The sequence below is a fragment of the Sphingomonas sp. genome (genome assembly GCF_023266535.1).
Taxonomy (GTDB): Bacteria; Pseudomonadota; Alphaproteobacteria; order Sphingomonadales; family Sphingomonadaceae; genus Sphingomicrobium.
This window is the reverse complement of sequence record NZ_JAHFPY010000002.1, coordinates 18,182-34,459: the sequence shown is the minus strand read 5'-3', so window position 1 is coordinate 34,459 and position 16,278 is coordinate 18,182. Positions and strand designations below refer to the sequence as shown.

Here is a 16,278-nt window from a genome sequence, read left to right as displayed (position 1 = left end):
ATGACTCAAGTACTTCGCGACCTCGTCGAGGCCGAGCTCGACCAGCCGGTCGATCCCCGCGCAAAGGCCATGGCTGAAGCCATTGCTGCACGGCACGGGGCGGCCAGCCGGGCGGTCCTGTTTTACGGCAGTTGCCTCCGCGAAAAGCAGCTCGACGGGCTAATGCTCGATTTCTACCTGATCGTGTCCGACTATCCTTCGGCCTATGATAAGCCATCGCTGGCTAGGGCCAATGCGCTGATCCCGCCCAATGTCTTCCCGTTCCAGCAAGGCGGATTGGCAGCCAAATATGCGGTGCTCAGCGAGCGCGACTTCTACCGCCTCAACGGTCCGGAAACGCGAAATGTCTCGGTTTGGGCGCGCTTTGCCCAGCCCTCGCGGCTGGTGTGGAGCTCGGATGAGGCAGCGCGCGCGGCGGCAATTGCGGCGGTGTCGCGGGCCGCTCCGACACTATTGGCCGCTGCGGGCAAGATTGACGGTGAGTCCGTGCTCCATTGGTGGCGCCGGGCTTTCTCGTTGACCTACTCCGCCGAACTCCGCGCCGAGCGCAAGGGCCGGTCCGGCTCGGTGGTCGATGCCGACCTCGAACGATATGAGCGTTTCTCACCGGCGGTTGTGGCCTCAATCGACCCCGCGATCCCGGGTGGCGGGTGGCTCCGCCGGCGTTTCGAAGGGAAGTTGCTGTCCGTCCTGCGGCTGGCCAAGGCCAGTGCCACCTATGCCGGCGGAGCGGAATATATTGCCTGGAAGATCAACCGCCACGCTGGAACCAGCATTGAATTGAAGCCGTGGCAGAAGCGGCATCCGCTGCTGGCCGCGATCAGCCTGCTGCCGCGGCTCCTCCGATCGGGCGCGATACGCTAGAGCGGCGGGAAAGCGCACCCGTAACCGCGCTGGCCAGCGTGCTGACCGTAAACGGCTTCCTCAACAGGTCGTGACCGACCAGATCGTCGCTTTCGCCTTCGCCGACATAGCCGGTGACGAACAAAATGGCGATATCGCCCCGGCGGGTCTTTAGTTCGCGAACCATCTCCGGCCCGGTCATTTCCGGCATGATCACGTCGGAAATCACCAGGTCGAATTCCATGCTGTCGAACAGCGCCAATGCTTCGGCGCCGCTCGAGCAGGCGATCGGCTCATAACCAAGATCTTCCAGCGCCCCGATGGTGGCCGTCCTAACCCGCGGATCGTCCTCGACCAGCAGGATGCGCGCTCCCGGCACGGTCATGTCATCCTCCGCCTTAACCTGCGTTGCCGGGTGGGCGCGAACGTTGTTGGGCTGGGCGTCGGTCCGCGGCAGGTAAATCGAAACCGTCGTGCCCTTGCCGACCTGGCTCTCGATGCCGACCTCGCCGCCCGACTGGTGGGCGAAGCCGAAAATCTGGCTGAGGCCCAACCCCGTTCCCTTGCCAACCGACTTGGTGGTGAAGAACGGCTCGAATGCCCGCTCCTTGACCTCGGTAGTCATGCCGCAGCCGGTGTCGGTGACTTCAATCACCAGATATTCTCCGGCGCGGATATCGCCGACCGCATTGGCCTGCATCGACTTGTTGCGGGTGCGGATCACAAGCTTGCCCGTCCCGTCCATCGCGTCCCGCGCATTGACCGCCAGGTTGAGGATCGCATTTTCAAGCTGGTGCGGGTCGACGAACACCGGCCAGGCTTCCTCGGCCAGCTTGGTCGAGACCTTGATCCGTTCGCCGAGCGTCCGGTCGAGCAGCTCGCTCATCCCGCCCAGCAGCACGGCCGTGTCGAGCCTCTCGGGCAGCAGCGGTTCGGAGCGGGCAAAGGACAGCAGCCGACGCGTCAGCGCCGCCGCGCGCGTTGCGCCTTCCATGGCGTTGGTGAGGTGGGCCATCACCTCGCGCCGCGGGCCGTCGAGCCGGCGCCGGGCGAGGTCGATTCCACCCACCACGACCGCCAGCATGTTGTTAAAGTCGTGGGCGATGCCGCCGGTCAGCTGGCCAACCGCTTCCATTTTCTGCACCTGGCGCAGCTGCGCCTCGGCCGCCTGGCGCTCGATTGCCTCGGCCTTCAGCGCCTGGTTGGCTTCCCACAGCTCCTGGGTGCGTTCGCGAACCGCCAGCTCCAGCACCTGGGCGCGCTCGAATTCGGACTCGGCTTCCTTGCGGACCGCGACATTCTGCCGCAGCGCCTGGACCGCGATATAGCCCATGAAGATCGCGAACAGGCCGACGATCACGCCCAGCCAGCTGAGATAGTCGGTCAGCCGGTCGGCCTCGGCCGAGAAGAGTTGCGACACTTCGATCCGCTTCGAAAGGCCCGCTCGCTCGGCATTGGCGATTTCGCCCAGCTTCGCCCTTAGCTTGGTGCCGGTGTCGTCTTTCTCGCCCGGCTGGGGGAGTGAAATGGCATAATAATAGCGAAGCCCGTAATCCTTTTGCTTGGCCCCGCTGTAGCGGGCGACGTCGCTGAACTGCTGGCCTCGCTCGTTGAACAATTGGCGCAGGTCGTCGACCCGGCGCCGCTGCTCGGGATCGCTCGAAACCGATCGCTCGAGCTGCGTGATCTGCTGCTGGGCGAGGCGCCATTGGGCAAGGTAGCGGTTACCACTCTTGTCCGGGTCCCGGTCCAGCGCGAAGCGGCCGACCGCTGCTTCGGCGCGAGCAATGCTGGCATCGGCGGTGCGGGTCAGCAGGGCAACGTCATAAGCGTGGCGCTCGGCCTGCAGCGCCTGGTCGCGGGCGCTGTTGGTCATCGCCACCAGCACGACCATGCCCAGCAATACCAGCGTGGCGAGCAACGCTACCGCCGCGGCGCCCCCGCGGCGCCAGTCGAACCTGGGTTCTTCCGCTGGCGTCATGGTGTCAGTGTAACCGCCGGATTCACCGCGCGAAACCCCCAATAGGGAGTGGTTCCCCGGCTCAACCGATCACGCCGGTCTTTCGCCCCGCCGCTTCGAACATGCCGAGAATTTCGTCGACCTGCTCGCTCGAATGCTCGGCGCAGAGCGAGCACCTGAGCAGGGTCATCCCGGCCGGCGTGGCGGGCGGCCGAGCGAGGTTCACGTACAGCCCTTCGTGGAGCAGCGCTTCCCACATCGCCGCGCCGCGTTCCAGGTCAGGCATGATCACGGCGATGATCGCCGACTGCGGTTGGTCGGTGCCCAGCGTGAAGCCAAGCTGCTTCAGGCCGCCGTGCAGCTTCTTGCTGTTTTCCCAAAGATGCGCACGCTTGTTGGAGCCGTGCATGAGCTTGCGGATCGAGGTTGCGGCGGTGGCGACCACGCTCGGCGGCAGCGAGGCGGTGAACACATAGGGCCGGCAGACGAGCCGCAATATCTCGAACTTGGGATGGTTGGAGACGCAGAAGCCGCCGACCGTTCCGACCGACTTGGAGAAGGTGCCGATGATGAAATCGACATCGTCGATCACGCCCTGCGCCTCGGCGACGCCACGGCCGTTCTCGCCGATGAAGCCCATCGAATGGGCCTCGTCGACCAGCACCATCGCGCCGGCCGCCTTTGACACGGCGACCATTTCCTTCAACGGCGCGATATCGCCGAGCATCGAATAGACGCCCTCCAGCACGACCAGCTTGCCCGCTCCCTCGGGCAGGCGGCCGAGCCGCTTTTCGAGCGCGTCGATGTCATTGTGGCGGAAGGGAACGATCTGGGCGTTGCCCATCGCGCAGCCGTCATAGATGGACGCATGGCTGTCGATATCGAGGATGATGTAGTCATCCTTGCCGGCCATCGTCGAAATGATCCCGAGGTTGGCCTGGTAGCCGGTCGAAAACACCATGGCATGGTCCATGGCGTAAAAGTCCTTGAGCGCCTCCTCGACCGCCCTGTGGCCGACATAGGTGCCGTTGAGGACGCGGCTGCCGGTCGTGCCGGAGCCAAATTCGTCGAGCGCCTTCTTGCCTGCCTCGATCACGTCGGGGTCGAAGGTCATGCCCATATAATTATAGGTGCCGAGCAGGATGGTCTTGCGGCCGTTGCAGATGGCGACGGTCGGCGACACCACTTCCTCCATCACCAGCCCGAACGGGTCGGTGATACCGGTCGACAGCAGTTGGTCGCGGGTCTCGATCAGCGGATCGAATTTGCTGAACAGGTCGCTCAACTCAGGCGGCCTTCAGCTTGCCGACGGCATCGACCAGCTGGGCGACGGTCTCGATCTCGGCCTGCTGGTTCATGGTGATGAGGATGTCGAACTCGTCTTCGACGTTGGCGACGAAGTCGAGCACGGTCAGGCTGTCCCACTCCAGGTCCTGGGCGAACCGGGTCGCGTCGGTGACCTCGATCCCTTTCTTGTTGAACGGTTCGATCAGGGATTTCACCCTGGCGTCGGTCTCGGCTCGGTCGGTCATGCTCGCGTCCTAGTTGGCGCCACGGGCTTTCGCAACGAAATCGGGCGCAAAGAGGGCGAAGCCGGGAGGCAAGGGGCTTGACGCTTCTGGGAATTATAACTAAACCGGACGGTACAGTTCAACGATTCGCGGTTCGGCGGGGTAATGCCGACGCGGCGCTGGGCGGGGCTGCATCGGCGTTGCCGGAAAATACGGACAAATGAAGGGGCTCGCGCCCCGTTGCGCGCTTGCGCGGCCAATCTGCGTAACGGTTTCAACCTGACGATGAGGAATGACATGACGATCGGACTGAATGAGCCTGCGCGCGGCGACCAATCGACCGCCCGCGCGCTGCTGCGGCGCTTCGCCTTGTTTGGCGCTGTCGCCGGCCTGCTGGCCCTCGCGGCCCAGGAAGTCGACGCGCGGCCCGGCGGTGGCGGCGGATTTGGTGGCGGAGGCGGCGCCGGAGCGGCCCGCGGCGGCGGCGGTAGCTTCGGTGGCTTGCGTGGCGGCGGCGGCTTCCAGCGCCCGCAGGGAAGCTTGCAGCGGCCCAGCGGAACCGGCCAGCGGCCAAGCGGAACTGGCCAGCGTCCAAATGGCTCCGGCCAGCTCGGCCAGGGCAATCGCTCCGCCAACGGCAACACCGGCATCGCAGCCAACGGCAACACCGGCATCGCAGCCAACGGCAATGGCAACAGCGCCAACCGCGCCAATGTCCAGAACAAGTCGGGCAACACCGGCGTCGCCGCCAACGGCAACACCGGCGTCGCTGGTAGCGGCAACGGCAACACCGGCGCGGTCAACAATGGCAACGTCAACACCGGCACGGTCGGCAGCGGTAACGTCAATACCGGCAACGTCGTCGCCGGCAACAATGTCGATGTGAATGTCGAAAATGGCGGTTGGACGGGTTACCCCTATGGCAGCGGCGCTGCCTATGCGACCGGCGTCGCGGTCGGCGCGACAACCAGCGCGGTGGCGGTCGGCTCGACTTATTACTCGCTGCCGTCGAGCTGCTCGACCTACGTCTATGGCGGCTACAGCTATTACAGCTGCGGCGGCACCTGGTACCAGCAACGCTACCAGGGCTCGTCGGTTAGTTATGTGGTGGTCAGCGACCCGACCAAGAAATAGATTCCCAGCGTGCCCGCCTTCATCCGAAGGCGGGCATTCTCTAAAGGCTTGCTTCCGGCGGCATTCCGAGCTTGCATGGCAATGAGCCAGGCAAGGGGACAGGCAATGAGTGAAGGCGGCGGCGAGCCGAAACTTGTAAGCCCGAACGATCCGGTCTTTCCGAAGGAGGTCCACAACCTCCTTGTTGCTGCGTACGAAGGCAATCTGGCGATGTCCGAGATGGCCGACAACAAGGCTTCCATCTTGATGGGCGCCAGTTTCGTTGTTTTCTCTTTGTCGATCGGTGACATTGCCGATGGCAAGGCCAGCGTGCCATTGCTGGTCCTGACGGTTTTCTCCTTCATCGCGACAGTGTTCGGAGTTTTGACCATCCGGCCAAATCGGATGCGCGCGAGCAAGGTCCCGATCCCGCAAGAAAAGATCAACGTCCTCTTCTTCGGCAGCTATGCAAATGCGCGTCGTGAGGATTACATCGCGGAAATGGTCAGGGTGTTGTCGTCGGAGGAGGAGACTTACCGTCGGCTGGCTGCCGATCTGTACGACCATGGCAAGGTCCTGCGGGACGACAAATACAGCTGGCTCTACTGGAGCTTCACCCTATTCCTGCTCGGCATGGTGCTGACCGCCGGCGCCGTCATCTATCAACTGCTGACCCGCTAGAGCCAGCCGGCCTCGCGATACCATTTGGCGGTGTCGGCGAGCCCTTGCTCGGTCTCGACTTGCGGCTTCCAAAGATGCTCCGGCGCACCGCGGCCGGGGTCGACCATCCAGTCGGGGTGACAGAAATAGGCCACGCGGTCCGCCGTCAGCTTGGCCCTGGACCCGCGCATCCAGCCGTCGACCTTGGCGACCAGGTCGAGAATTGGCCGGGACATCGACACCGTCGCCACACTACGGCCCACGGCCTTGCCCAGCGCTTGGCCGAACTCACGATGGCTCCAGCCGCCATGCCGCCCGTCGTCGGGCTCGACCAGCAGCCCCTTGGGTGCGTTGGGGTCGGCCAGCGCCAGCAGCAGACGGCCCAAATCGTCGACGTGGATCAGTGAAAGCCGGCCCTCGGGCGGCAGGATGACGAAACCGCGCCTGGCCATGCGGTAAAGCTCGAATGTCTCCTTGTCGCCCGGGCCATAAACGGCCGGCGGGCGGACAATCGCATAGGACAGCGTTGCAGCGGCAACCAATGCCTCGGACCCTGCCTTGCTGGCGCCATAGGCGGATAGCCTGGGTTCGCGCGCCGACAGCGAGGAGACGTGGACGAAGCGCTTGACCCCGGCCTTCTCGGCCGCGGCCAACACCGCGCTGGTGCCGGTGACATTGCCGGCCTCGAATCCGGCCGAGTCGGGCGCATTGATCACCCCGGCGACATGGATCAGCGCGTCGGCACCCTCCGCCAGCCGTCCGAGGCTGGGCTGGATGTCGAGCGCGCCGTTGACCCACGTTATGCCGGACCGCGATTCTTGATCCCGCCGTGTCAACGCGCGGACTTCATGGCCCGCCGCCAGCGCCAGTTCGATCAACCGGCCGCCGACGAAGCCGGTGCCGCCAGTGATCGCCAGCTTCAAATCGGCGACCATTCTATTTCTTCGCCGGGCCCATCGTCCTCGACATGCTCGGCCGAAATTCGCTCGAGCAAGGCGTCCAGGACCGGCTCAAGGCCGATTTTCCCGGCCGCGCTGAGCGGATAGACTTTTTTTCCGCTGGCCGCTTCCAGCTCGGCGGTGAGGGCGGCGATCAGCTCGTCGTCGAGCGTGTCGATCTTGTTGAGTGCCACCACCACCGGCTTGTCGGCGAGGCCGGCGCCATAGGCGTCGAGTTCGTCGCGGACGATGCGGTAACTAGTGGCGACATCCTCATCATTGGCGTCGACCAGGTGCAAAATCACCTGGCAGCGCTCGATATGACCAAGGAAGCGGTCACCGATCCCGGCTCCTTCGGCGGCGCCCTCGATCAGGCCGGGAATGTCGGCCGCGACAAACTCACGGCCCTTGTGGCTGACCACGCCCAGCTGCGGCCGCAGCGTGGTGAAGGCATAGGCCCCGACCTTGGCCTGCGCGTTGGTGACGGCGTTGATGAAGGTCGATTTGCCGGCGTTGGGCAGCCCGACCAGTCCGACATCGGCGAGTAGCTTGAGCCGCAGCCAGACATACATTTCCTCGCTCGGCCAGCCCGTGCCGTGCTGGCGCGGGGCGCGGTTGGTTGAGCTCTTGTAACTGGCGTTGCCCCGCCCGCCATCGCCGCCTTTCAGAAAATGGAGACACTGGCCCTCCTCGATCAGGTCCGCCAGCAGCGTGCGGTCTTCGTCGTCGGCTAAAATCTGGGTGCCGACCGGCACCTTGATTACCAGGTCCTTGCCGCCCGCACCGGTCATGTTGGAGCCTGCGCCGCCCTTGCCCCGCGGCGCACGGAAATGCTGGGTGTAGCGGAAGTCGATCAGCGTATTGAGGCCCGGCACCGCTTCGAAGATGATGTCGCCGCCCTTGCCGCCGTCGCCGCCGTCGGGTCCGCCATACTCGATGAACTTCTCGCGCCGGAAGCTGACCGCGCCGGGGCCGCCCGCGCCGGAGCGAATGAAGATCTTGGCCTGGTCGAGAAAATGCATGGCGCCGCCCTTAACGACAAATAAGGCGAAATGGCAGCGGACTCAGGGCCTAGCGTGTCGTGGCTCGTAGAGTCCGAACTTGCCTCCACCGGGGAGCGGGATGCTGGTCGCCCGGCCCCAGCTGGCCCTGAACGGCTCCGAGCATTTCGCGCCCAAATCGGCCAGCCTGGCCATTTCCGCATCAAGATCGTCGCACATGAAATAGAGCTGGTGGACATCGTTTTGCTCACCGCCATGGACGCCCATCTCGGTTGGCGGCAGCTTGTAGATCAGCCAGCCGCCGCCGGGGTCGATGCAGGGAATGCCGACCACGTCGCGTAAGAAAGCGCGATCCGCGTCCTCGTCACGTGTGAAAATCATCACATGCGCCCCGCTGATCATCGCCCGTCTCCCCTAACCTTCGCCGGCGATCCCCTTGATCAGCCCGACCGCATCCTCGCGTACGGCTTCGCGGCCAAGACCGCTGGCGCCGGCGACTTCTTCCCCGGCCAGGCTGTCGCCGATCGCCATCAATACCAGTCCCAGCGTCACCCGGTCCATCGGCCGCGGGTCGCCGGCGCTGCGGAAATCCTCGACGATGGTGCGGATCGTCTCGATCACCGGCTCCAGTGCTTCGCGCTGGCGGGTGAGGGCAATCCAGCCGATTAGCTCACCTACCCGCTCGGCATCGAACGCGTCGAACATGGCGTCGACCACGTCGCGGGCGCTGGCCTCACCGCGTCGCCGCTTGCCGATCGCATCGGTGATCGACGCCGAGACTGTGTGGGCGATGTCCTCGGCCAGGGCCCGGTGCAGCCCGGCAACGCTGCCGAAGTGATGGAGCAGATTGGCGTGGGTCCGGCCGACTTTGGCCGCGACCGACTTCAAGGTCACCGCCGCCACGCCTTCGTCGCGCAGTAGCTGGCGGGCCGCCGCGACCGCCGCCGCCCGGCTTTGTTCGGGCGACAATCTCTTACGGGTCTGTAATGCTATTGACATTTATGTCAGTTATTTCATATGAAGCTTCGCATGGTGCTTGGAGTGTAATCATGAATGCCGCAAGTGTGACCCCGGTCGATCTCAGCATCACCCCACGCGACCGCCGCTTCGCGCGCGAGGTCAAGCCGGCGCACTGGTGGCATGGCGGCGATCCGTTCGCGACCGCCTTCTACAACGCGCTGTCATCGACCTTCCCCAAGGGCGAGGCCTTCTTCGTCGAGGCGGTGCGCAACCATCGCCATGGCGCGCCCGCCAAACTGGCCGAGGAAATCAAGGGCTTCACCACCCAGGAAGCGATCCACAGCCGCGAGCATGATGCGTTCAACAAGGCGGCTGTCGACGCAGGCTATGATTTGAAGCCGCTCGAGGATCGGCTGCAGATGCGGCTCGACTTCATCCGCTCCAAACCGCCGATCGCCTCGCTGGCCTCGACCATGGCGCTTGAGCACTTCACCGCCATCTTTGCCCATGAGCTGCTGGCCGATCCGCGCCACCTCGCCGCCGCCGAGCCCGAAGCCCAGGCGATGTGGCGCTGGCACGCGATCGAGGAAATCGAGCATAAGGGCGTCGCCTACGACACCTGGCTCCATGCCACGCGCCATTGGCCCCGGTTCAAGCGGTGGAAGGTCAAGGCGCAGATCATGCTAATCGCCACCCGCAACTTCACGCTCGACCGAACGCTTGGTGGGATCGAGCTACTCCGCCAGGACGGCATCACCGGGCCCAAGGCCTGGTTGGGCCTACTTCGTTTCATGTGGGTCCGGCCGGGCATGATGCGGAAGATCTTCCGCGCCTGGGCAGCATATTTCCTGCCCGGCTTCCACCCGTGGAACGAGGACGACCGCCACCTCATCAAGCGCTATGAGGCGGAGGCCGCCCTCGGCACCGAAAGCACGAGGAAGGTACGCCGGGCGGCCTAGGCCGCCAACGGCGTCTCCAATTCTCCACGGCCCATCAGCGACAGCCGGTACAGCCGGGCCATCGCTTCGCCGCCGCGCGCGCAGCTGTAACGCTCAGCGCTGAGGCCCGTCGGCCTGAACCCCAGCTTCTCCAGCACCCGGCCTGACGCCGGATTGTCGAGAAAGTGCGAAGCCTCGAGCCGTGGCAGCTTTAACGCCTTGGCGATGTCGATCAGCGCTCGGCTGGCCTCGGTGGCGAACCCCTTGCCCCAGTGCGTCCGGCCGATCCAATAGCCAAGCTCGACCGCGCCCGATGGCCGCCGGCCGAGCCCGCAGGCGCCGACGATCGTCGGCGGCCCGTCGGCCTGCCGCTCCGTGATCAGGAAGCTTGGCATCGCCGGATCGCGCGGCGCGGCGAGAAACGCTTCCGCGTCCTCGAGCGCGAACGGCCAGGGCGCCGTCGCCAGGTTGCGTACCACTTGCTCGTCGGCAATGGCGCGCGCCAGCGCGGGGGCGTCCTCGGCCCAGCCCGGTCTCAGCAGCAATCGTTCGGTACGCGCGAACATGCTCAACTTCCTTCTCCTCTCAAGCTGCCCGCTAGGGCCGCTCTGTTGCAGTTTCGGGAGAAGAAAATGAAAAAAGGGAGAGGAGGGGGCTTCCCTCTTCTCCCTTTGAAACCTTTTGGGTCTCTTTGGGCTGCCCCCTCCGGGAGCGGCCCTTTATCGACCGATCCCGCCTATTCAGCTGCCTCCGGCATAATGGCTTCGACGTGGACGTATTTGCGACCAAGCTTGCCATCGCGGAAACACACGCGACCGTCGGTGAGCGCAAAAAGCGTATGGTCTTTGCCCAGGCCGACGTTGTCGCCCGGGTACCACTTGGTGCCGCGCTGACGGACGATGATGTTTCCGGCGCGAACCTCTTCGCTGCCGAACTTCTTCACGCCGAGGCGCTTGGCTTGTGAATCGCGGCCGTTGCGCGACGAGCCGCCTGCTTTCTTATGTGCCATCTCGTGCTACTCTTACTTCTTAGCCTTGGCCGCAGGGGCCTTCTTGGCTGCCGCCTTAGCAGGTGCAGCATCCTTTGTCGACGCTTTGGGAGCCGCCTTTTTCTCGGCGGCGGGCTTTTCGGCCTTCGCAGGTGCAGCAGCCTCGGCCTTCGGCGCGGCGGCCTTCTTCTCGGCCTTCTTGCCGCCGATCGAGACGATCTTGAGGATCGTCAGCTGCTGGCGATGCCCGGCCTTGCGACGATAATTGTGCCGGCGGCGCTTCTTGAACACCGTGACCTTGTCCGATTTCGCCTGGGCGATGATCTCCGCGCCGACGATCAGGCCGTCGGTCGACTTGAGGTCCGACCCTTCACCCGCCAGCAGGACATCGGTGAGGTCGACGCTGTCACCGGCATTGCCGGCCAGCTTCTCGACGACGATCTTGTCTCCGGGGGCAACGCGATACTGCTTGCCACCCGTGCGCACGATTGCGAACATGGGCCTCTTCACTTTCCGTCACTCATTGACCGCGCAAACAAACACCGCGTGGCGATGCCCCGCGCGGGAAAGCGTGCCGCCTATGGGGTGGTAGTGATTCTGTCAACCGCCATATCCTCCCTGAGCTTGCTCGGGGAGGGGGACCAGCGAAGCTGGCGGAGGGGCCGTCACGAAGTAAATTCGTGACGTCAGTCGCGGCTTCGCGGGCGGGCCGGCCTTCGCCATCTCTCCACGCTGCCAACGATTGCAATGCAATCGCTTCGCTGCGCTCGGCGGCTCAGTGGCGGTGTTCGGGCTTCAGCTTGTAGCTGGTCCCGTCGAACCCTTCGAACAGTGTCCCGATGGCCGGGTGGTCGATCGGATCGCCTTCATCATCCGGAACGAGGTTCTGCTGGCTGACATAGGCGACGTAGCTGCTCTCGGCGTTCTCGGCGAGCAGGTGATAGAAGGGCTGGTCCTTGGCCGGGCGCATCGCCTCGGGAATGGCTTCATACCATTCGTCGCTGTTGGCGAATTCCGGATCGACGTCGAAAATCACCCCGCGGAAATCGAGCAGGCGATGGCGAACCATGTCGCCGATGCCGTAGCGGGCAAGGGGAAGGTCGCTGATACGCGAGACGGGCGGGATCGAATTCATGTGCGTAATGTAGACGTCGCTGTCGCCGGAGCAAGGGGCAACGCGACCCTGACCTCCAGCCCTCCCTCGGTGATGTTCGCCAAGCTCCACGCTCCGCCATGGCTGCGGACCACCTGGTCGACGATGGCCAGCCCCAGTCCATGTCCGCCCATGCCGGGATTGCGCGACGGCTCCAGCCGGCCAAACGGGCGCACCGCGTCGGCCATGCTGTCCGCGGGAATGCCCGGCCCCTCGTCGCGGACCAGCAGGATTGCCGCCGCCTCGTCTTGCGCGACGACGACATCCGCCCGGTGGCCATAGCGAAGCGCATTATCGACCAGATTCTGTAGCATTCCGCTGATCGCGGTCTCGTCGCCCAGGCAAATGGGTCGATCTTCGATTTTCAGGCTGACCTTCGCGCCTCCGGCCTGGCGGCCGCCAAGCAGCCGTTCAGCGACCGCTCCCAGGTCGACGGGTTTGGGATTGGCGATCGGCTGGCCGTAGCGGGCCAGGCCGATGATCTCGTCGAGCTGCGCGGCAATGGCCTCGATGTGGGCGACCAGCGTGTCACGCGTCGCCCCGTCGGCCACACCTTCCGCTTCGAGGCGAAGCGCGGTGAGCGGCGTGCGAAGGTCATGGCCCACCGCGCCAAGCATGATGTTGCGATCTTCGATCATCGCCGAGATCCGGCCCCGCATGGCGTTGAAGCTTTCGGTCAGTCGCCGGATGTCACGGGGGCCATCGACCGGAAGCGACGCCTGGCCGGCGCCGCCGACTGGGCCATGTGCCGCCTCGGTCAGCCGGGCGAGGGCGCGGCTTGACCGGTGAAGCAACAGCAATGCGGGCACGACGATCACCGCGAACAGCAGCAGCATTTGCAGCAGCAGCCAGCCAATCATCGGGCCAAGCGCGGGCGGCCCGGGAGCGCGAACACTGATCCGGCGGCCGTCATCCAGCTTGGCGGCAAGGTGCAGCAAGCCTTCTCCGCGCCAGGTTTCGCCGGTGTTGAAGGCGCGAACCTCGGTGGGGTTCAAGCGATTCTGGTGCAGGATCTGGCCGACCTTGGGTTCGGCGCTGTGCAGGCGCGTTGCCTTGGGGTGGGCGGGCGATCGCAGCGTGACCTCTGACGGCGTGTGGCGAGACGCGCTGGCGGGACGCGCGATCGGTTGCCCGGTTTGTTCCGCGACGGCGTCAGCAAGCTTCTGGGCCGCCGGGGCAATGGCGACGTCAAGGCCCTGGTTGCGGCGGGTCTCGAGCAGGGTCGCGAAGTTGATTGCCAAGGCAACGGCAAGGCAGAGGGCGAGCAGCAGCGCCATCTGCGCGAAAAGCGTCAGGCGTTTCACACGCGGTCCACCGCTCCGGTGAATACATAGCCGGCCCCGTAAACGGTCTGGATCAATTCGGGAGAAGACGGATCACGTTCGATCCGCTTGCGCAGGCGAAGCACCATATTGTCGATCGACCGGTCAAACGGCTTCTGGCTGCGATGGCGGGTCAGGTCGAGCAGCTGGTCGCGAGTAAGCACCCTTCCCGGCCGCGACAACATGGCCTCAAGCAGGCGAAACTCGCCCTCGGTCAGCTTGGTGGCCTCGTCTCCACGCCGCAGCTGACGGCGTGGTCCGTCGAGGATGAACTCACCGAAGCGATAGCTGCGGGTCTGTTCCTCCACCGCGGCTTGGCCCTGACGAGAGTTGGCTCGCCGCAGCACAGCGCGAATCCGGGCGGTCAGTTCGCGGGGATTGAACGGCTTGCCGAGATAATCATCGGCGCCGATTTCCAGCCCGACAATGCGATCGATATCCTCGGTCCGGGCGGTCAGCAGGATGACGGGCAGGGCGCTTTGGGCACGGATGAACCGCGTCAGGCTAAGACCATCCTCGCCTGGCATCATGATGTCGACGATCGCTAGGTCAAATGCCCCGTCATTCAGCTTCTGGCGGGCGCTTGCCGCATTCTCGACCGCGGTCACGCGGAAATTCTCTTTGGCAAGCAGCCGGGCCAGCGGGTCCCTGATTGACCGCTCGTCCTCGACCAGGAGCAGATGGGGGCCCGTGCTCACGCCAATATCCGGGTTGCAGCTGTGCATCGAGCGGTTTGCTCCTGGCAAGAAAAAGCTCAGGCCCCGCCGGCAACCGGCGAGGCCTGATTTGCACAGCAGGAGTCAAAAGGCGGGTCTTTGGGGGTAATCCAGCCTTCCCTGTGCAATGCCTTACAGGTTGGTGGAACCTAGCCGTTCTTCGGTTCGGCCGGCGCCGGCTTGGCGTTCTTCTTGGTGTGCTTGCTGGCGTGCTTGACCTTCATCGGCTTGACCTTGACCGGTTTGGTGGTCTGGTCCTTCGCCGGCGTGGTCGTGCCGGCAGCATAGGCCGAGCCGCTGACCAGCAGCGAGCCAGCGACGATCGCATAAGCAAACTTGCGCATCATATTCTCCTCGTGGCGGCACGGGGCAGCCGCGCCTGCCGCTCCTTCCTGATCGATGGATGTCACCGGATTTTGCCGCAAAGCAGGGGAATTGTCGTCAAATGTAACAGGATCCGCCTGCCCGCATGCGACGCAAAAGCGGGCTTTGCAGTTGCGGCAACCGCTGCTAGAGGCCGCCCCCGACCAACGCCGGCCAGTGCCGGCCAGCATCCTGATCTTGCGGAGAGGTGGCTGAGAGGTCGAAAGCACCGCACTCGAAATGCGGCGTGCCGGCAACGGTACCGTGGGTTCGAATCCCACCCTCTCCGCCACGAAAATGCCCCCGATTTCGGGGGCTTTTTTGTGGTTCAGGGCTGGGTGAGAACTCACCGGGTTCGGGCCGAAGGCGACCGAGCGATGCGAGGTCAATCCCACCCTCTCCGCCATCGATTTGGTCCCAAAAAGGCGGGGCCAATCCACCCAAATCGAGACCGACAGTGCGCAGCCTTTGGTCTTGCGCCGCAACGGATTCTGCTTTCCTGTAACAAATAGTTCGACGAACCGTCATACTGGACCCGCTAAGGGCGGTATGCCTGGCTGTGACCGGTGGTGACAGCTGCTATGAGGCCCAGCCGCATTGGTGGCGCGTGCACAAGGATCCGCAATGGCATTTGGCGTTTCAGGTCGTTCGATCGTGCGTTGCGGTGGACTGACTGCGCTGATGCTGATGGCGTCCGCATGCGGAAATGGCACCAGTGACGGCAAGGGCGGTGCCGGCGGACCGATCGAGGTCGGCTATGTCGTCATCTGGCCGTCCAGCGTCCCGGTCGAACAATCGCTGCCGGGCCGGATCGCCGCCTTCCAAATCTCCGAGGTTCGGCCGCAGGTTTCCGGGGTCATGACGCGTCGCCTGTTCGCCGAGGGATCGGTCGTCCGGCAAGGACAGACCCTCTATCAAATCGACCCCAGCCTCTATCAGGCACAGGTGTCGCAGGCGGTGGCCAATGTGCAGAGCGCCCGCGCCAGCGCTGAAGCCGCCCGCGCCCGGGCCGAGCGCTATAAGCCGCTGGCCGAGATGGAGGCCGTTTCCAAGCAGGATTATAGCGATGCGCTGGCCCAGGCGCGCCAGGCCACTGCCTCGATCGCCCAGAACAGCGCGGCGCTGCGGACGGCCCAGATCAACCTGCGCTACACCAGCGTCCCGGCCCCGATCACCGGACGGATCGGCCTTTCGAAATTCACCGAGGGAGCGCTCGTTACCGCCAATCAGGCCGACGCGCTGACGACCATCACGCGCCTCGATCCGGTCTATGTCGACATCCAGCAGTCGGCGCCCGATCTCCTGGCCCTGCGTCGTTCGCTGGCCCAGGGCGGCGCCATTCCGATGACCACGCAGGTGCGCCTCAAGCTCCCCGACGGGAGCGATTATGGCTACACCGGAACGGTCCAGTTCACCGAGGTAGTGGTCGATGCCGGCACAGGCTCGGTTACCCTCCGCGCCCGCTTCCCCAACCCGCAGGGCCTCCTGCTCCCCGGTATGTTCGTCACGTCGAGCTTTTCCCAGTCGGTCGACACTACGGCCTACCTGGTCCCGCAGGCGGCGATTTCGCGCGATCCCAAGGGTAACGCGACCTTATGGATCGTCGGGCAAGGCAACACCGCCGTCGCACGAACGGTCGTCGCCGACCGCACCGACGGCACCAACTGGGTCGTAACCCAGGGCCTCGCCGGCGGCGAAAAGGTCATCACCCAGGGCCTTGGCAAGGTGAAGGAAGGCGCCAAGCTGAAGCCGGTCGTTGCCTCTACGCCGCAAAGGACAGGAGCTGCCAAGGCTCCGGCGGGTCGCTAAGCC

Annotated in this window: 19 protein-coding genes and 1 tRNA gene; 6 read left to right on the top strand and 14 right to left on the bottom strand. The window is 64.7% G+C overall.

Features of this window, described 5'->3' with window-relative positions; genetic code table 11:
• Positions 1-864, top strand: coding sequence for a hypothetical protein (locus tag Q0C64_RS00200; protein ID WP_294119963.1), 864 nt, complete (start codon positions 1-3; stop codon positions 862-864).
• On the opposite strand, the gene Q0C64_RS00195 is transcribed toward Q0C64_RS00200, so the two are convergent.
• The 3 genes from Q0C64_RS00195 to Q0C64_RS00185 all read right to left on the bottom strand — a co-directional run bounded on the left by Q0C64_RS00195 (position 821) and on the right by Q0C64_RS00185 (position 4,335).
• The gene (locus tag Q0C64_RS00195) at positions 821-2,824 is read right to left on the bottom strand and encodes an ATP-binding protein (protein ID WP_294119961.1); all 2,004 of its coding nucleotides are present in this window, start codon (positions 2,822-2,824) and stop codon (positions 821-823) included. The two genes, Q0C64_RS00200 and Q0C64_RS00195, sit on opposite strands and share 44 nt — an antisense overlap.
• Before the next feature lie 61 nt (positions 2,825-2,885).
• On the bottom strand, positions 2,886-4,088 hold the full coding sequence (locus Q0C64_RS00190) for an aminotransferase class I/II-fold pyridoxal phosphate-dependent enzyme (protein WP_294119959.1): 1,203 nt from the start codon (positions 4,086-4,088) through the stop codon (positions 2,886-2,888).
• Between the two features lies 1 nt (position 4,089).
• The gene (locus Q0C64_RS00185) at positions 4,090-4,335 is read right to left on the bottom strand and encodes an acyl carrier protein (protein ID WP_294119958.1); all 246 of its coding nucleotides are present in this window, start codon (positions 4,333-4,335) and stop codon (positions 4,090-4,092) included.
• Positions 4,336-4,599: 264 nt separating this feature from the next.
• Here Q0C64_RS00185 and Q0C64_RS00180 point away from each other — a divergent pair, with 264 nt between their 5' ends.
• Positions 4,600-5,448, top strand: a complete 849-nt coding sequence (locus Q0C64_RS00180) for a hypothetical protein (RefSeq protein WP_294119957.1) — start codon at positions 4,600-4,602, stop codon at positions 5,446-5,448.
• A gap of 105 nt (positions 5,449-5,553) precedes the next feature.
• A complete protein-coding gene (locus Q0C64_RS00175) occupies positions 5,554-6,108 on the top strand; it encodes a Pycsar system effector family protein (protein WP_294119956.1) in 555 nt (184 codons plus the stop codon).
• Here the strand turns inward: Q0C64_RS00175 and Q0C64_RS00170 are convergent.
• The 4 genes from Q0C64_RS00170 to Q0C64_RS00155 are packed head-to-tail and all read right to left on the bottom strand — an operon-like array spanning position 6,105 to position 8,995.
• Positions 6,105-7,022 carry an NAD(P)-dependent oxidoreductase gene (locus tag Q0C64_RS00170; protein ID WP_294119955.1) on the bottom strand — a complete coding sequence of 306 codons (918 nt, stop codon included), beginning with the start codon at positions 7,020-7,022 and terminating at the stop codon, positions 6,105-6,107. The two genes, Q0C64_RS00175 and Q0C64_RS00170, sit on opposite strands and share 4 nt — an antisense overlap.
• Positions 7,007-8,047 carry a GTPase ObgE gene (obgE, locus tag Q0C64_RS00165; protein WP_294119954.1) on the bottom strand — a complete coding sequence of 347 codons (1,041 nt, stop codon included), beginning with the start codon at positions 8,045-8,047 and terminating at the stop codon, positions 7,007-7,009. The genes Q0C64_RS00170 and obgE overlap by 16 nt, the downstream gene beginning before the upstream one ends.
• A 42-nt stretch (positions 8,048-8,089) precedes the next feature.
• Positions 8,090-8,428, bottom strand: a complete 339-nt coding sequence (locus Q0C64_RS00160; RefSeq protein WP_294119953.1) for a hypothetical protein — start codon at positions 8,426-8,428, stop codon at positions 8,090-8,092.
• A gap of 12 nt (positions 8,429-8,440) precedes the next feature.
• Positions 8,441-8,995, bottom strand: coding sequence for a TetR family transcriptional regulator (locus tag Q0C64_RS00155; protein ID WP_294119952.1), 555 nt, complete (start codon positions 8,993-8,995; stop codon positions 8,441-8,443).
• An 80-nt stretch (positions 8,996-9,075) separates the two neighbouring features.
• On the opposite strand from Q0C64_RS00155, the gene Q0C64_RS00150 reads away from it, so the two are divergent.
• Complete coding sequence (locus tag Q0C64_RS00150; protein ID WP_294119951.1) at positions 9,076-9,945, top strand: metal-dependent hydrolase; 870 nt, start codon at positions 9,076-9,078, stop codon at positions 9,943-9,945.
• On the opposite strand, the gene Q0C64_RS00145 is transcribed toward Q0C64_RS00150, so the two are convergent.
• The 7 genes from Q0C64_RS00145 to Q0C64_RS00115 form a co-directional block, all read right to left on the bottom strand.
• On the bottom strand, positions 9,942-10,490 hold the full coding sequence (locus Q0C64_RS00145) for a GNAT family N-acetyltransferase (protein WP_294119949.1): 549 nt from the start codon (positions 10,488-10,490) through the stop codon (positions 9,942-9,944). The genes Q0C64_RS00150 and Q0C64_RS00145 overlap by 4 nt on opposite strands.
• Positions 10,491-10,660: 170 nt before the next feature.
• Positions 10,661-10,933: a 50S ribosomal protein L27 gene (rpmA, locus tag Q0C64_RS00140; protein ID WP_294119947.1), complete on the bottom strand. Its 273-nt coding sequence runs from the start codon at positions 10,931-10,933 to the stop codon at positions 10,661-10,663.
• Between the two features lie 12 nt (positions 10,934-10,945).
• Complete coding sequence (rplU, locus tag Q0C64_RS00135; RefSeq protein ID WP_294119945.1) at positions 10,946-11,410, bottom strand: 50S ribosomal protein L21; 465 nt, start codon at positions 11,408-11,410, stop codon at positions 10,946-10,948.
• A 277-nt stretch (positions 11,411-11,687) separates the two neighbouring features.
• Positions 11,688-12,047, bottom strand: coding sequence for a heat shock protein HspQ (gene hspQ / locus Q0C64_RS00130; RefSeq protein ID WP_294119943.1), 360 nt, complete (start codon positions 12,045-12,047; stop codon positions 11,688-11,690).
• Entirely contained in the window at positions 12,044-13,369 is a 1,326-nt protein-coding gene (locus Q0C64_RS00125; RefSeq protein ID WP_294119942.1) for an ATP-binding protein, read from the bottom strand. The genes hspQ and Q0C64_RS00125 overlap by 4 nt, the downstream gene beginning before the upstream one ends.
• Entirely contained in the window at positions 13,366-14,085 is a 720-nt protein-coding gene (locus tag Q0C64_RS00120; RefSeq protein WP_294119941.1) for a response regulator, read from the bottom strand. Before Q0C64_RS00120 ends, Q0C64_RS00125 begins: the two co-directional genes overlap by 4 nt.
• Positions 14,086-14,252: 167 nt before the next feature.
• Positions 14,253-14,513, bottom strand: a complete 261-nt coding sequence (locus Q0C64_RS00115) for a hypothetical protein (RefSeq protein WP_294119940.1) — start codon at positions 14,511-14,513, stop codon at positions 14,253-14,255.
• A gap of 155 nt (positions 14,514-14,668) precedes the next feature.
• Between Q0C64_RS00115 and Q0C64_RS00110 the strand changes: the two genes are divergently transcribed.
• Positions 14,669-14,758, top strand: a tRNA-Ser gene (locus Q0C64_RS00110).
• A gap of 389 nt (positions 14,759-15,147) precedes the next feature.
• A complete protein-coding gene (locus Q0C64_RS00105) occupies positions 15,148-16,275 on the top strand; it encodes an efflux RND transporter periplasmic adaptor subunit (protein WP_294120043.1) in 1,128 nt (375 codons plus the stop codon).
• Positions 16,276-16,278: the final 3 nt, after the last annotated feature.

Excerpts from the sequence above, each read along its gene's own strand:
- Q0C64_RS00105 (WP_294120043.1), top strand. The coding sequence starts at position 15,148 with ATGCTGATGGCGTCCGCATGCGGAAATGGCACCAGTGACGGCAAGGGC.
- Q0C64_RS00160 (WP_294119953.1), bottom strand. The coding sequence starts at position 8,428 with ATGATCAGCGGGGCGCATGTGATGATTTTCACACGTGACGAGGACGCG.
- Q0C64_RS00150 (WP_294119951.1), top strand. The coding sequence starts at position 9,076 with ATGAATGCCGCAAGTGTGACCCCGGTCGATCTCAGCATCACCCCACGC.
- Q0C64_RS00200 (WP_294119963.1), top strand. The coding sequence starts at position 1 with ATGACTCAAGTACTTCGCGACCTCGTCGAGGCCGAGCTCGACCAGCCG.
- hspQ (WP_294119943.1), bottom strand. The coding sequence starts at position 12,047 with ATGAATTCGATCCCGCCCGTCTCGCGTATCAGCGACCTTCCCCTTGCC.
- Q0C64_RS00145 (WP_294119949.1), bottom strand. The coding sequence starts at position 10,490 with ATGTTCGCGCGTACCGAACGATTGCTGCTGAGACCGGGCTGGGCCGAG.
- rpmA (WP_294119947.1), bottom strand. The coding sequence starts at position 10,933 with ATGGCACATAAGAAAGCAGGCGGCTCGTCGCGCAACGGCCGCGATTCA.
- Q0C64_RS00175 (WP_294119956.1), top strand. The coding sequence starts at position 5,554 with ATGAGTGAAGGCGGCGGCGAGCCGAAACTTGTAAGCCCGAACGATCCG.
- Q0C64_RS00180 (WP_294119957.1), top strand. The coding sequence starts at position 4,600 with ATGAGGAATGACATGACGATCGGACTGAATGAGCCTGCGCGCGGCGAC.
- Q0C64_RS00170 (WP_294119955.1), bottom strand. The coding sequence starts at position 7,022 with ATGGTCGCCGATTTGAAGCTGGCGATCACTGGCGGCACCGGCTTCGTC.
- rplU (WP_294119945.1), bottom strand. The coding sequence starts at position 11,410 with ATGTTCGCAATCGTGCGCACGGGTGGCAAGCAGTATCGCGTTGCCCCC.
- obgE (WP_294119954.1), bottom strand. The coding sequence starts at position 8,047 with ATGCATTTTCTCGACCAGGCCAAGATCTTCATTCGCTCCGGCGCGGGC.
- Q0C64_RS00185 (WP_294119958.1), bottom strand. The coding sequence starts at position 4,335 with ATGACCGACCGAGCCGAGACCGACGCCAGGGTGAAATCCCTGATCGAA.
- Q0C64_RS00195 (WP_294119961.1), bottom strand. The coding sequence starts at position 2,824 with ATGACGCCAGCGGAAGAACCCAGGTTCGACTGGCGCCGCGGGGGCGCC.